14 protein-coding genes are annotated in these 12,800 nt (G+C 69.1%); 11 read left to right on the forward strand and 3 right to left on the reverse strand.

Annotation, left to right across the window (positions count from 1 at the left end):
* Window positions 1-55: 55 nt before the first annotated feature.
* Window positions 56-1,327 (forward strand): glycosyltransferase 87 family protein, encoded by a 1,272-nt coding sequence (locus tag ACWEVR_RS17270; RefSeq protein WP_452467719.1) that lies wholly within the window; start codon window positions 56-58, stop codon window positions 1,325-1,327.
* Window positions 1,328-1,422: 95 nt separating this feature from the next.
* A complete protein-coding gene (locus tag ACWEVR_RS17275; protein WP_452467720.1) occupies window positions 1,423-1,740 on the forward strand; it encodes a DUF2795 domain-containing protein in 318 nt (105 codons plus the stop codon).
* 19 nt (window positions 1,741-1,759) lie between these two features.
* Here the strand turns inward: ACWEVR_RS17275 and ACWEVR_RS17280 are convergent, their stop codons facing one another.
* Both ACWEVR_RS17280 and ACWEVR_RS17285 read right to left on the reverse strand, forming a co-directional pair.
* Window positions 1,760-2,854: an NAD(P)H-dependent amine dehydrogenase family protein gene (locus ACWEVR_RS17280; protein ID WP_452467721.1), complete on the reverse strand. Its 1,095-nt coding sequence runs from the start codon at window positions 2,852-2,854 to the stop codon at window positions 1,760-1,762.
* A 10-nt stretch (window positions 2,855-2,864) separates the two neighbouring features.
* On the reverse strand, window positions 2,865-3,656 hold the full coding sequence (locus tag ACWEVR_RS17285) for an SDR family oxidoreductase (RefSeq protein WP_452467722.1): 792 nt from the start codon (window positions 3,654-3,656) through the stop codon (window positions 2,865-2,867).
* A 91-nt stretch (window positions 3,657-3,747) separates the two neighbouring features.
* Between ACWEVR_RS17285 and ACWEVR_RS17290 the strand changes: the two genes are divergently transcribed.
* Entirely contained in the window at window positions 3,748-4,608 is an 861-nt protein-coding gene (locus ACWEVR_RS17290; protein ID WP_452467723.1) for a helix-turn-helix domain-containing protein, read from the forward strand.
* 3 nt (window positions 4,609-4,611) lie between these two features.
* On the opposite strand, the gene ACWEVR_RS17295 is transcribed toward ACWEVR_RS17290, so the two are convergent.
* Window positions 4,612-5,097 (reverse strand): nitroreductase family deazaflavin-dependent oxidoreductase, encoded by a 486-nt coding sequence (locus tag ACWEVR_RS17295; RefSeq protein ID WP_452467724.1) that lies wholly within the window; start codon window positions 5,095-5,097, stop codon window positions 4,612-4,614.
* A 142-nt stretch (window positions 5,098-5,239) separates the two neighbouring features.
* Here ACWEVR_RS17295 and ACWEVR_RS17300 point away from each other — a divergent pair, with 142 nt between their 5' ends.
* The 8 genes from ACWEVR_RS17300 to ACWEVR_RS17335 all read left to right on the forward strand — a co-directional run bounded on the left by ACWEVR_RS17300 (window position 5,240) and on the right by ACWEVR_RS17335 (window position 12,799).
* Window positions 5,240-5,623 (forward strand): DUF1304 domain-containing protein, encoded by a 384-nt coding sequence (locus tag ACWEVR_RS17300; RefSeq protein ID WP_452467725.1) that lies wholly within the window; start codon window positions 5,240-5,242, stop codon window positions 5,621-5,623.
* Window positions 5,624-5,768: 145 nt separating this feature from the next.
* Window positions 5,769-7,097 (forward strand): lipase family protein, encoded by a 1,329-nt coding sequence (locus ACWEVR_RS17305; protein ID WP_452467726.1) that lies wholly within the window; start codon window positions 5,769-5,771, stop codon window positions 7,095-7,097.
* 20 nt (window positions 7,098-7,117) lie between these two features.
* Window positions 7,118-8,710, forward strand: coding sequence for a GMC oxidoreductase (locus ACWEVR_RS17310; RefSeq protein WP_452467727.1), 1,593 nt, complete (start codon window positions 7,118-7,120; stop codon window positions 8,708-8,710).
* Window positions 8,711-8,733: 23 nt separating this feature from the next.
* Window positions 8,734-9,402, forward strand: coding sequence for a TetR family transcriptional regulator (locus ACWEVR_RS17315; RefSeq protein ID WP_452467728.1), 669 nt, complete (start codon window positions 8,734-8,736; stop codon window positions 9,400-9,402).
* Between the two features lie 135 nt (window positions 9,403-9,537).
* Window positions 9,538-9,759, forward strand: coding sequence for a ferredoxin (locus tag ACWEVR_RS17320; RefSeq protein WP_452467729.1), 222 nt, complete (start codon window positions 9,538-9,540; stop codon window positions 9,757-9,759).
* A 1-nt stretch (window position 9,760) separates the two neighbouring features.
* Window positions 9,761-10,312, forward strand: coding sequence for a nuclear transport factor 2 family protein (locus tag ACWEVR_RS17325; RefSeq protein WP_452467730.1), 552 nt, complete (start codon window positions 9,761-9,763; stop codon window positions 10,310-10,312).
* The gene (locus ACWEVR_RS17330) at window positions 10,306-11,589 is read left to right on the forward strand and encodes a hypothetical protein (RefSeq protein ID WP_452467731.1); all 1,284 of its coding nucleotides are present in this window, start codon (window positions 10,306-10,308) and stop codon (window positions 11,587-11,589) included. Before ACWEVR_RS17325 ends, ACWEVR_RS17330 begins: the two co-directional genes overlap by 7 nt.
* A gap of 1 nt (window position 11,590) precedes the next feature.
* Window positions 11,591-12,799, forward strand: coding sequence for a cytochrome P450 (locus tag ACWEVR_RS17335; RefSeq protein WP_452467890.1), 1,209 nt, complete (start codon window positions 11,591-11,593; stop codon window positions 12,797-12,799).
* Window position 12,800: the final 1 nt, after the last annotated feature.

Raw genomic sequence — 12,800 nt, forward strand, 5'->3', positions numbered from 1 at the left:
TGCCGCCGAAGGTCGGTGCCCCGACTCGGGCGCTGGGTCGGTATAGTCGCCGCGGATGAGTAGTGACACCACCCACCCCGCGCAACCGACCCCACGCCCGATCAATCGAGCCTGGTGGCTGGTGCCGGTGTTGCTCGGTGTCGTCGCGGTGGTGTGCATGCGCACCCCGCTGTGGCCGTTCGAACCGTACTCCGGCGCCTTCATCGACCTGCAGGTGTATCGCCTCGGGATCGAGGCCATGCGCGACGGTGCCGACATGTACGGCCAGCTCCCCAAGACGAGCGTCGGGATCGGACTGCCGTTCATCTATCCGCCGTTCGCGGCGATCGCGCTCGCGCCGTTCGCGTTGCTGCCGTGGGGTGCGGCCAAAACCCTCTACGTCGCGGTGTCGGTCGCCGCGCTGGCCTGGACCCTGTACCTGGTCGCCCGCCGCTACAACCCCGAGCGCAAGCAGGTCGCCGTCCTGGTCACCGCCTGTGCGCTACCGGTCGCGATGCTGCTCGAACCGGTGCGGGCCACCATCGACTTCGGGCAGGTGAACCTGCTGCTCATGGTCCTGGTCGCCACCGACTGCCTGCTGCCCAAGACCCGCTACCCGCGCGGCATGCTCATCGGCCTGGCGGCCGCGGTCAAGCTCACGCCCGCCGCGTTCGTGCTGTTCTTCCTCGTCCGCAAGGACTACAAGGCCGCCGCCACCGCGGCCGCGACCGGCGCGATCGCCACGCTCGCCTCGTTCGCGATCCTGCCGACGGAGTCCGTGCGCTACTGGTTCGGCGGCCTCGGGAATGTCTCGGGGCTGAGCGGTTCGGCCTTCCACACGAACCAGTCGATTCAGGCGGTGTTGGCCCGCCTGCACGTCACGGGCCTGCCGTTCGACGCCCTGTGGTTGTTCTTCGGCGCCCTGCTGCTCGCCCTGGTCGTGGTCGCCATGCGTAAGGCCGCCGACGCTCCCGCGATCGCCCTTGCCCTCAACGCCGTCTTCACCCTGCTGCTGTCGCCGATCTCGTGGTCGCACCACTGGGTGTGGATCGCACCCGCGCTGCTCGCCATCGTCTGCCACGCCCGCACCCTGCCCGCCGCGAGCGCGCGCGGCTGGTACGCCACGGCCGTCGTGGTCGCCGCCGTCTTCGTCATCGCGCCGCACAGTTTCCTGCCCGACGGTGAACACCGGGAAACGTCGTGGACCTGGGATCAGCACCTCATCGGCGATACCTATGTGTGGTTGGCGGTGGCGCTGGTTGTGCTGTTCCTCGTCACCGGCAGACGCGCGGACCGCAAGTCCGTCGCGGTGGAGCCCGCCCGTCCGGAAGTCATCCCCGCCGCCTGAGGACCCGCCCTGTTTGAGGCCGGTCCGCCCGGGTATTTCGGCAGCCGTTCGAGGAAACTGACGCAGGTCGCTTCGGCGCCCGGAAAGGTTCCGTGATGGTGATTACCGATGTGCAACGGGTCGAGCGAGCGTTGTCGGAGGTGGATTTCCCGGCGAACAAGGACGACCTGGTGCGGTGCGCGACCGACGCGAAGGCCGACGAGGACACGGTGCGCGCCCTGCGCGCCATCCCGCCGGTGGCCTACGCCAACATGACCGAGGTCCTGCAGTCGGTGACCCTTGACGACGGACGAACCGAGGCGCAGCGAATGGCGCAGAGCCGCGATCACGCGCACCCCGGTGTCGCCGAGCGGGACCGCGAGGTACCGCCGAACCCGATCGTGGCGGAACTGGGGGAGAACCGGGACAGCTGACGGGCCTTCTCGGCCAGGGCTATTTCGCGGCCGGGATCCGCGATGTATCCGCCAGCCCGGTTCCCGTCACCAGCGGGAGGTCGAGCGTGGTGCGGATGCCCGGTGGTGCGGCGACGACGGCGGGGATGGCGTTGACCAGGCGCATCGCGGTGCCGACGAGGCTGGCGTGGTTGTGGTCGCCGTGGTCGCTGAACATGGCCAGGTCGAGGGTGTAGTTCGGCTCACCGGTGACCTCCACCCGATAGGAACCGCCGGTCCGGGCGGGCTGCGGCCAGTCGGGTGCGAGATCGGCACGCAACCGGGTGACGTGCTCGAGCACCGTGACGGCGCGATCACCCACCATGCCGCGCACTTCGAACCGCAGTGCCGCCGCCGTACCCGCCTCGATGGTGCCGGAGTCGATGTCGAAGGTCTCCGGGGCGGGCAACCGCTGGTACTCCTGGGTGACGGCGTCGAGTTCGATGCCGAGCCCGGCCGCGAGCTGACGCACGACGCTGCCCCAGGCCAGCGACAGGACCCCCGGCTGCAACAACAGCGGCGTCTCGGTCATCGGCTTGCCGAACCCCATGATGTCGAACATGACCGCCGGATTGTCGTAGGTCGAGTAGTCGACGATCTCGAGGCAGCGCACCTGCTCGACGTACCGGCAGGTGCCGAGCAGGGCGAGGGGGAGCAGATCATTGGCGAAGCCGGGATCGATCCCGTTCACGAACAGCGACGAATCACCCTGTGCCGCAGCCTGTTCGATGGGATCGAGCAGCTCCGCCGGAAGCACACCCCACGGGTACTGCAGGAACACCGGTGCGCTGGCCACCACATCGATGCCCGCGGCGAGCAGCCTGCGCAGGTCTTCGAGCGCCTCGGGTAGCCGGTTGTCGGTCATCGCGGTGTAGACGACACAGTCGGGACGGCGAGCCAGCACCTCCTCGATGCCGGTGGTGGCCGGCACGCCGGACGGGGTGGCGAGTCCTGCCAGTTCGGCCGCGTCGAGGCCGACCTTGTCAGGTCCGGAAACATGGACCCCGATCAGCTCGAACCGCGGGTCGGCGAGCACGCCCGCCAACGCGTGCCTTCCGACATTGCCGGTACCCCAGTGGATTACGCGAACAGTCATGATGTGGTCCTCACAGATCGGGAAGCGGAATCGTCAGATTGGGCGCGATCAGGCCGCCGTCGACCTCGAGCACCTTGCCGGTGAGAAACGACCCGGCGGGCGAGGCGAGATACACCGCCGCCGCGGCGATATCGGTGGGCTCGCCGAGGCGCCGCAGTGGCGTCGCCTGTTCCATCTGGCCGCGCATCTGCTCGTTGCCCGCGACGACCGCCAGCGCCGAGGTGAGGATCGAACCGGGTGCGATGGCGTTGACCCGCACCCGAGGGCTCAGATCGGCCGCGGCGGTGCGCGTGTAGTGGGCAAGCGCCGCCTTGGCCGTCGCGTACGCGGCGAACGCGCGCCCGGGCAACCGGCCCATGGTCGAGGTGATGTTGATGATCGAACCGCCCTCGGCCGTGGCGAGCATCTTCGGCACCGCGGCCCGCACCAGGGCGTGCGCGGTGCCGACATTGAAGGTGAAGGCCTCGGCCAGGTCCTCGGGAGTGGTGTCCAGCAATGGTTTCGGCAGTGCCCCACCGACATTGTTGACGACGACGTCGAGGCGCCCGAACCGCTCGACCGCCACCTCGGCGAGCCCGGCGGCGGCCGTCGGGTCGGCGAGGTCGGCGACCACGACCTCCGCTCGTCGGCCGGTGGCCGCCACGTGCTCGGCGACCGCACGCAGATCCGACTCGGTCCGCGCTGCGATCACCACATCGGCGCCCGCCTCGGCGAATCCGACGGCGATCGCGGCCCCGAGTCCGCGTCCTGCCCCGGTGACGACGGCGACGCGGTCGTCGAGCCGGAAGTGATCGAGAATCATGAAAGCCCCTCAGGCGTCGAATATTCGACTAATCTGTGGCGAATAGTCGAAGCAGTGTAGGGCGGGGCGACCCCGCGGACAAGGGGTTGTCATGGCGCAGTCGGCATCGCCGCCGACCCGGCGGGTCGTCGAGGTGATGGAGTTGCTCGCGAGCGCGGGCAAGCCGCTCACGGCCTCGGAGGTCGCGACGGCACTGTCGCTGGCGCGCGCCACGGTCACCGCCGTCCTCACCGAACTCGCCGCGGCCGGATGGGTGCGCCGGGACGGGGAACGCCGCTTCCGTCCCGGCCCGGCCCTGGCTGCCCTGGCCCCGGCGGAATCGGAGCTGCCCGAGGCGGCCGTGCGGGCCGAACTGCGCGCGCTCGCGGTCGCGGCGGGCTGCGGGGTGACGCTGAGCAGGATCGACCGCGCCACCCTGACTGTCGTCGCGAAGGAGTACGCACCCGATGCCCGTGTGGTGCCGGGACTCGCTGTGGGTCAATCGATTCCGCTGGCCTATCCCGCGGGCGCGGCCGTGATGCCGTGGCGCGCGGCGGCCGAGCGTGCCGCGTGGTCGAAGACCGCTCCCGGCGAGGCCGCGGCACTGCTGGAATTCGTGCGGGCCAACGGGTGCGCGCTCTTCCGTCCCGACTCCGACGACGCGGGCGTTGTCGACGTGCTCGCCGACCTGCTCGGCGCCCTCGGCGCGGAACTCCTGCAACCCGACCTGCGCGCCCGCGTCCTGCGCCAGCTGGCCCGTCTCACCGCCCGCCCGTATCGCGACACCGAATTCACCGGCGACGATCCGCTGCCCGTGAGTTATCTGTCGGCCCCGGTGTTCGCCGGCGGCGCCGCACCCTACGAACTGCAGCTCGGCCCGCTGCGCCCGGCCGTCGGCCGCGCCGAGCGGATGGTTTATGTCGAGGCGATTACCGCAGGGGCCCAAGCGATGTCGGTCGTGCTGGGTCGGTAGTTCTCACCCGGCCCGAGGCGTCAGGATCACCACCGGTATCCGGCGTTCGGTCCACGCCTGATAGGTGTCGAAATCGGCGTACAGGTCGACCAGCGCCGGCCACAGCCGAGCCCGCTGCTCGTCATCGGCGACCACCGCCCGCACGGCCCGGCGCTCACGCCCGATCTGCACGTGCGTGTCCGGGTGGACGCACAGGTTCCGGTACCACTGCGGATGATTCGCCAACCCACCCTGGGAAGCGACGACCACGATATCGGCGCCGTCGACCAGGTAGAGCAGTGGAACAGTGAACTGCTTGCCCGACTTACGGCCGCGATGCTCGAGCAACAGGGTGGGTACCGGCTTGCGGAAACCCGCGCCGATGCGCCAGGTGCCGCCGATGCGCCCACCGGTGCGCCGGTAGATCGCCACCTGCGCGCGGCCGACGATCCGGAAGATCTTGGGCAGCACGGGATGATCGAGCTGACGCGGTCGCGGCGGTGTGGTCACTAACCAACCATACATAGTGCGGCTCGATTGTATGGTCTGTTTCTCGTGCCCCGCCGCGAGTCGGCAAGGGATTCGCGGCGGTGGCCGGTGAATAATCACCACGGAAGCCCGGTAGGTCCGGACGGCGGCGAGAGGTGCGACGATGACCGCGATCGGTTTGATCTTCACCGGGGTGGCGGTGCTCTTGCACGCCTACATCTTCGTGATGGAGTCGCTGCGGTGGACGGCGGCGAGCACCCGGCGGACCTTCGGGATGTCGGCCGCCGAGGCCGAGTCCACCAAGGAGATGGCCTTCAATCAGGGCTTCTACAACCTCTTCCTGGCCGTTGTCGCGGCCACCGGAATGGGGTTCACGGCCTTCGGCGACAAGGGCATCGGGCTCGCGCTCGTGCTCGCGGGAGCCGGTTCGATGGTCGCGGCGGGTGTCGTGCTGATCGCGTCCTCGCCGAGCAAGGCGCGCCCGGCCCTGATCCAGTTGGTCCCGCCGCTGATCGGCTGCCTCGCGCTGGTGATCGCCGGCTTCTGAACTCGTCGGTAGCCGCACCTTCCGCTTGAGTAGTAACAGTGTTACTCTTCCCGGCGGCGCAGGTGTGACGGGCCTCATGGTTCCTTTCACCTGCGTCGTGAATCACTCCGGCGACGTCGCCGGGCGGTGGAAGGAAAGGTTCTCGATGGATCAGCAGGGTATCGGGCGACGACGGCCGAAGACAGGCCGTGTCGTCCTGGGCGCAGCCGTTGCCTGTGCGATGGCGGCGACCGTCATGGTCTCCCAGACCGATGCCTCGTCGGCCGAGCCGGTGGGCTCGTTCTACAGCCCGCCCGCGCATATCCCGCAGGAACCCGGCGCCATCGTCAAAACCGCCCCGATGACCCTGCTCGCCACCCCGCCCACGGAAAACGGCTGGCCGGGTGTTGCCCAGCACGTCATGTACACCTCACGCCTGCAGGACGGGTCGCCCGTCGCGGTGTCGGGTACCTACCTCGAACCGACCGGCCCCTGGCTCGGTGCCGGCCCACGCCCGACCGTCGTCATCGCACCCGGCACCTCGGGCCAAGCCGACCGGTGCGCCATGTCGCAGGCGTTCTCCACCGGCCTGAGCGTGCACACCGATCCGGCGCTCGGCCTGTCGGCGAACCAGGAACTGCCGTCCTCGGCGGTGTGGAGCCGGCTCGGCGCGCGCGTGCTCGTCACCGACTACATCGGACTCGGTACCCCGGGCATCCACACCTACGCCAATCGCATCGAGAGTGCCCACGCGGTGCTCGACGGCGCACGCGCGGCACATCGCCTGGCGGGTGTCGGCCCGGAGACTCCGGTGGTGCTGTGGGGCTACTCGCAGGGCGGCGGTTCGACCGCGGCCGCCGCGGAGATGGCGCCGGACTACGCACCGGAACTCACGGTGAAGGGCACCTGGGCGGGTGGGCCCGTCGCCGACCTGTCCGCGATCCTCGCCAAGATCGACGGCGCCCTGATCAGCGGTGCCATCGGCTTCGCCGTGAACGGCATGGTCGCCCGCTATCCCGAGCTGAACCAGGCCGTCGACCGGGTCATCAGCCCGTCGGGCCGCGACATGCTCGCCACCCTGAGCGACTCGTGCATCGCCGACCTCATCACCCGCCACCCGTTCCTGAAGACCTCGACGCTGACCAAGGACGGCCGCACGCTGACCGAGCACCTGGCCGAAATGCCCGAAGCCGCAGCGGCTCTGGAAGAGCTCCGGGTCGGCTCGATGACCCCGGCCACGCCGGTACTCATCACCAGCGGGCTCAACGACGACACCGTCCCCTACGGCCAGGCCCGCGCGCTCGCCGAGACCTGGTGCGCCAAGGGTGCGACGGTCACCTTCCGCACCAACGAGCTGCCGCCGATCCTGCCCGGGACCACCATTCCGAACCATTTCGGCCCCGAGATGATCGACGGTTTCGGCCCCGACAACGCGATCACCTATCTGCTCGATCGCCTCGCGGACAAGCCGGTCACCGGCTGCACCTTCGACTGACTTCTTGCGAGGAAATCCCCGTGAATACATTCTCTCGCCGCAGCATGCTCGCGGCCGGGGCGGCGCTGGGCGGCATGCTGCTCGGGGCCCGCCCGGGCCTCGCCGCGCCGATTCCAGCGCGCACCGGCACCATTCCCTCGACTCGTGAGGACCATCGGGTCGTCGTCATCGGCTCCGGATTCGGTGGCGGCGTCAGCGCACTGCGGCTGGCGCAGGCGGGCGTGCCGGTCACCGTGCTCGAACGCGGGCTACGCTGGCCCACCGGCCCGAACGCCGAAACCTTCCCGCGCGCGTCCGCGCCGGACAAGCGGATGCTGTGGTGCCGATCGAACCCGAACCTGTTCGGGCAACCCCTGCTCGTCGAGCCCTATGCCGGGTTGGTGGAGGCGGTGCCCGGTGAGAACATGACCGCGCTGTGCGCCGCCGGTGTCGGTGGCGGTTCGCTGGTCTACCAGGGCATGTCGCTGCAGCCGGCCCAGGACGTGTTCGAGGCGCATTTCCCGCAGGAGCTGGATTGGGCGAGGATGAACCGGATCCACTACCCGAGGGTGGCGGCGATGCTCGGCCTCGCCGAGGCGCCCGACGAGTTGGTGAACACCGAGAACTACCGCGTCGCGAGAATCTTCGCCGAACGGGTGCGCCAGGCCGGACTGCCGCTGTCGAAGATCCCGATGCCCATCGACTGGAACTTCGCCCTCGCCGAACTGCGCGGGGAGATGAAGGCCTCCTACACCAACGGCGACGGCGCGATGGGAGTGAACAACGGCGGCAAGCACTCCGTCGACGTCACCTACATCGCCGCCGCGGAGGCCACCGGCAACTGCCGGGTGGAAACCCTGCACGAGGTCACCGACGTCGAGCGCGCGGCCGACGGCCGCTGGGTCGTGCACGTGCAACGGCTCGACACCACCGGCGCCGTCGTCGAGCACAAGATCCTCACCACCGGCGCGCTCATCATGGCGGCAGGCAGCCTCAACACCACCCGTCTGCTCGTCCGTGCCGGCGCCAAGGGGCTGATCCCGGATCTGCCCGACGACCTCGGCCGAGGCTGGGGAACCAATGCCGACCGCATCTACGTCTGGCGCGATCCGGCCGCGAATTTCGGTGCGCCACAGGGTGGTCCGGTGGTCTACGGCAGCAAGAACTGGCACGACCCGCACACCGCGCACACGGTGATCCAGGCGTCCATCCCGCCCGTGTCCTTCGATGCGGGCAGCACGATGCTCGTCGGCTACGGCGTGAGCGACAGCCGTGGCGCCTTCACCTACGACGCCGCACGCGACGAAGCCGTGCTGCGCTGGCCCGCCGACGGCGACCGGACCATCCAGGACAATCACATCGGACCGACGGTCGCGCGCATCGCGGGCCCCGGCGCCACGCTGCTCGACACCAACACCCTGTTCCCCTCCACCTGGCACCCGCTCGGCGGTGCCAATATGGGCGCGGTGTGCGACCTGAACGGCCGCGTACACGACCAGCCGGGGCTCTACGTACTCGACGGCGCGCTGCTGCCGGGCAGCGCCGCCGCGTGCAATCCGTCCATGACCATCGCCGCCGTGGCCGAACGGGCCATGGACACCGTGGTCGCCGAAGACATCGGGACTCGCATCTGAGCTCCGTGCACTACCCTGTCCGGGTGGCACGAAGGGGCGAAGGCGATCCGGCGCGCAGGATCACCGAGGTGACCCTCGCGCTGCTCGAGACCGAAGGGTACGAGGCGGTGCAGTTGCGCACCGTCGCCCGGCTCGCCCACGCGTCGCTGAGCACCGTCTACAAGCTCCACGCCACTCGCGACGAGCTGGTCCTCGCCGCCGTCGCGCAGTGGATGGCCACCAACACCTACACCGAACTCGAGCCGCCGCGCCAGGGGGAGTCGCTGGCCGAGGTGCTCATCCGGGTGATCCGCTACGTCTTCGAGCCGTGGGAGCGTCATCCACGGATGCTGGCCGCCTACCATCACGCCAGGTCGGGACCCGGCGGCCAGCGCCTCGACAACCAGGGCTTCGCCGCCATCCTGCCCGTGGTCGCCCCCATGTTCGCCACCCTCGACAAGGACTATGCCGCCGATCTCGCGCTCGTCCTGTCGAACATGGTCTTTGCCCTGCTCGCCCGCTTCGCGCACGGCGACCTCGATATCGCCGACATCGTGCCCGCCCTCGAGCGCACCATCACCCGGCTCACCGGTGACAACACGCCGTTGGCCGCCGCCGCCCTCCGGGTGACCACCGCCGACAGCGGTGACTTCGCGTGGAACTCCGGTTTCGGTTCGCCCTACTCGCCGGGCGCCCCGAACGACGAGTCGTAACCCACCCCCACACGCTCCACATCCACCGATGGGCCATTGCTGTCCGCGCGTGTCGATGATACTGTCCAGACAGGTGTCCAGCTCGGTGTCTCGAAGGCGAGAACACCTGGGCGACAGGGGAAGGCGGGCGACGAGATGAGCAGACGCATCGTCGTTGATCTGGATCTGTGTCAGGGGCACGCCGCGTGCCAGGAGGAAGCGCCGGAGGTGTTCACGGTGCCCAAACGCGGGAAGGTCGAAATCCTCGTCGAACGGCCGTCGAGTGCCCAGCACGCGGCCGTCGCCGACGCGGTGACCTACTGCCCCACGCGGGCGCTGTCGATCGTCGACGACAGCACGGCCGACGAAGGAGAATGACATGACCGGTTTTTCGCGTGGCGAACTGGAAGAGATGGTCCAGCGCTGGCTGGATGCGAACAAGCGCTGTGAGGCCGAGGGCGACTGGCGGCCGCTGGCCGACATGTACACCGAGGACGCCACCTACGGCTGGAACTACGGACCGAACCACGAGTTCATGGCGGTGGGTCGCGAGCAGATCCGCGAGATCGCGGTCGGCCAGGAGATGGACGGCCTCGAGGGCTGGACCTACCCGTATCAGCACGTGGTGATCGACGAGAAGACCGGTGACGTCGTCGGTTTCTGGAAGCAGACCTCGAGCGCGACCCGCCCCGACGGCAGCAACTACCAGGTGCAGGGCATCGGTGGCAGCTGGTTCCGGTACGGCGGCGACTTCCGATGGTCCTGGCAGCGCGACTTCTTCGACTACGGCAATGTCGGCGCCTTGTTCATGGAGATGATGACGAACAAGGCGATGACCCCCGGCATGCTCACCCGCATCAAGAAGGCGACGACCGAGCAGCCGCTGCCGGGGTGGTATCCGATCGGGAAAGCGCCGGTTCCGCTGTGGTGACACCGAATTCGCGACAGTCCTACGCCGGGCTGTCGCGCGCGCAACTGGCCACGCTCGTCCCGGAACTGCTGCTGTGCGGTCACCTGATCGACCGGTCGGGCATGCCGCACACGATCGGCGCGTTCGGTCGTGAGGGCATGACCGAGGTCGCCATCGACGAGTGGCAGGTCGCCAGTCCCGTCTACACCCGGCGGATGCAGGCCGCGCTCGGCTTCACCGGTGACGGAGTCGAGACGATCTTCAAAGGCCTGCAACTCGATATCGGCGCCCCGCCACAGTTTCTCGACTTCCGCTTCCGCGTCGAGGATCACGATCACGGCGAGTTCTGGCTCGACCACTGTGGTGCGCTCGCCGATGTGGAACCGCTCGGCGACCAGTTCGTGCGGGCCATGTGTCACGACATCGAGGATCCGACCTTCGACGCGACCGCCCTGGCCACCAATCCGCACGCCCAGGTCCGCCCGATCCACCGCCCACCGCGTGCGCCCGCGGACCGCAAGCCCGTGTGCGCGTGGCGGGTGAGTATCGACCCGGCCAACGAACCGCCGCCGATTCCACGCAATGCGGGGCTGGTGGCCGGGTCCGTCGCGGCGACGGTGGCATTGTCGCCGATCGACCCGGCCGACGACGGCACCGCCGACTACCGTGGCCCGCTGCTGAGCGATCTGCGGTTCGGTGATTTCTCCCGGTCGGCGCTGATCCGCATCGCCGAGGAGGTCGCGCTGCAACAGCACCTGCTGGTCGCCGGTTTCCTCATCGCCATCCGCGAACGGGTCGACGCGCAGCGTGCGGCGGAGATCGGCCGCAAGCAGTTCGCCGGTGTGGCGGGGGTGGCCGCGGAGCGGATCGGATCGGCCTTGGGCCTGGGTGGTGACCCGGAGTCGCTGGCGGCCGTGCTCGACCTGCATCCGGCGCTCAATCCGCGGCAGTACGTGGGCGCGAGAGTCGAAACCTCCGGTGCCGGAGTGCGTCTGGTGCTCGAGCGCGGGTGCGGTGCGATCACCGACGGTGTGTGGCCCGCCCTGCTCGACCCGGACCATCTCGCGCCGCTCGACGCGCTGGTGCGTGGTGTCGACCCGCACTACACCTGTCACACCTCGAAGGCGACCGACACCGAACTCGTCGTCGAGGTCGTGCGTGCCGAGGAACCGGCCGCCGAGGCGGTGGAGGTGGCGCTGACCAGGATCAGCACCGGGGCCGCCTTCACCTTCGCCGATCGCGGAATCCCGTTGCCGTTGACCGTCGTAGATTCGAGTGGAGTGCGCAGTGACCGTTGACATGGAGACCTCGATCCCGTTCGACCCGTACGACTACGCCTTCCACGAGAACCCGTACCCCACCTACGCCCGGCTGCGGGCGGAGGCGCCGGTGTATCGCAACGCGTCGATGGACTTCTGGGCGCTGTCGCGACACCGCGATGTGCGGGCAGCCCTGCGCGACAGCGCCCGCCTGTCCAACAGCTGGGGCGTCTCGCTCGACCCCACCGCCTACGGGCCGGAAGCGCACCGGTCCATGTCGTTCCTGGCGATGGACGACCCCAAGCACGCGCGCATCCGCAAACTGGTGTCCACGGGTTTCACCCCGCGCAGGCTCGCGGACCTGAGCGAACGGATCGCCGAACTCACCCGTAGCCACTGGGATCGGTGCCTGCAACTGGGCGAGTTCGACTACATCCGTGATTTCGCCGGGCTGCTGCCGATGGACGTGGTCTCGGAGATGCTCGGCGTCCCCGAATCGGACCGCGCCCATCTGCGCACCCAGTCGGATCTGCTGTTGCACCGGGAGGAAGGCGTGCTCGACGTGCCGCAGGGCGCCATCATGGCCTATCTCGAACTCACCGGTTACTACCGCGACCTGCTCGAAGGGCGCCGCAAGAACCCCGGTGAGGACCTGGTGTCGGTACTGATGGACGCCGAGATCACCGACGGCGACGCGGGCACCACCCGCCTGTCCGACGCCGAGATCATCGGCTTCCTGATCCTGATGGTCGTCGCGGGCAACGAGACGACGACCAAACTGCTCGGCAACGCCATGTACTGGGGTTCGCGGTTCCCCGACGAGGTCGCCAAGCCACTGGCCGACCCTTCGCTCGTGCCGGACTGGACCGAAGAGACGCTGCGCTACGACAATTCGACCCAGATCCTGGTGCGCCGTGTCCTCACGGATGTCGAATTCGGTGAGCACACCATCGCGGCGGGGGAGCGGGTGCTGTTGCTGCTCGGTTCGGCCAACCGCGACGAGGACGTCTTCGACGACGCCGCCGAGTACCGTATCGGCCGCGACAGCTCCCAGACCCTGCTGAGTTTCGGTCTCGGCGTGCACTTCTGCCTCGGTGCGCACCTGGCGCGGATGGAGGCCAACATCGGCCTCGGGCAGATCGCCGCCTCCATCCGCGGCTACGAGATCGACACCGCCGCTGCCGAACGGGTGCACTCGGTGAGCGTGCGCGGCTTCGCCACGCTGCCGATGTCGGTGCGGGCGAGGTAGG

The sequence above is a fragment of the Nocardia sp. NPDC003979 genome (genome assembly GCF_053605015.1).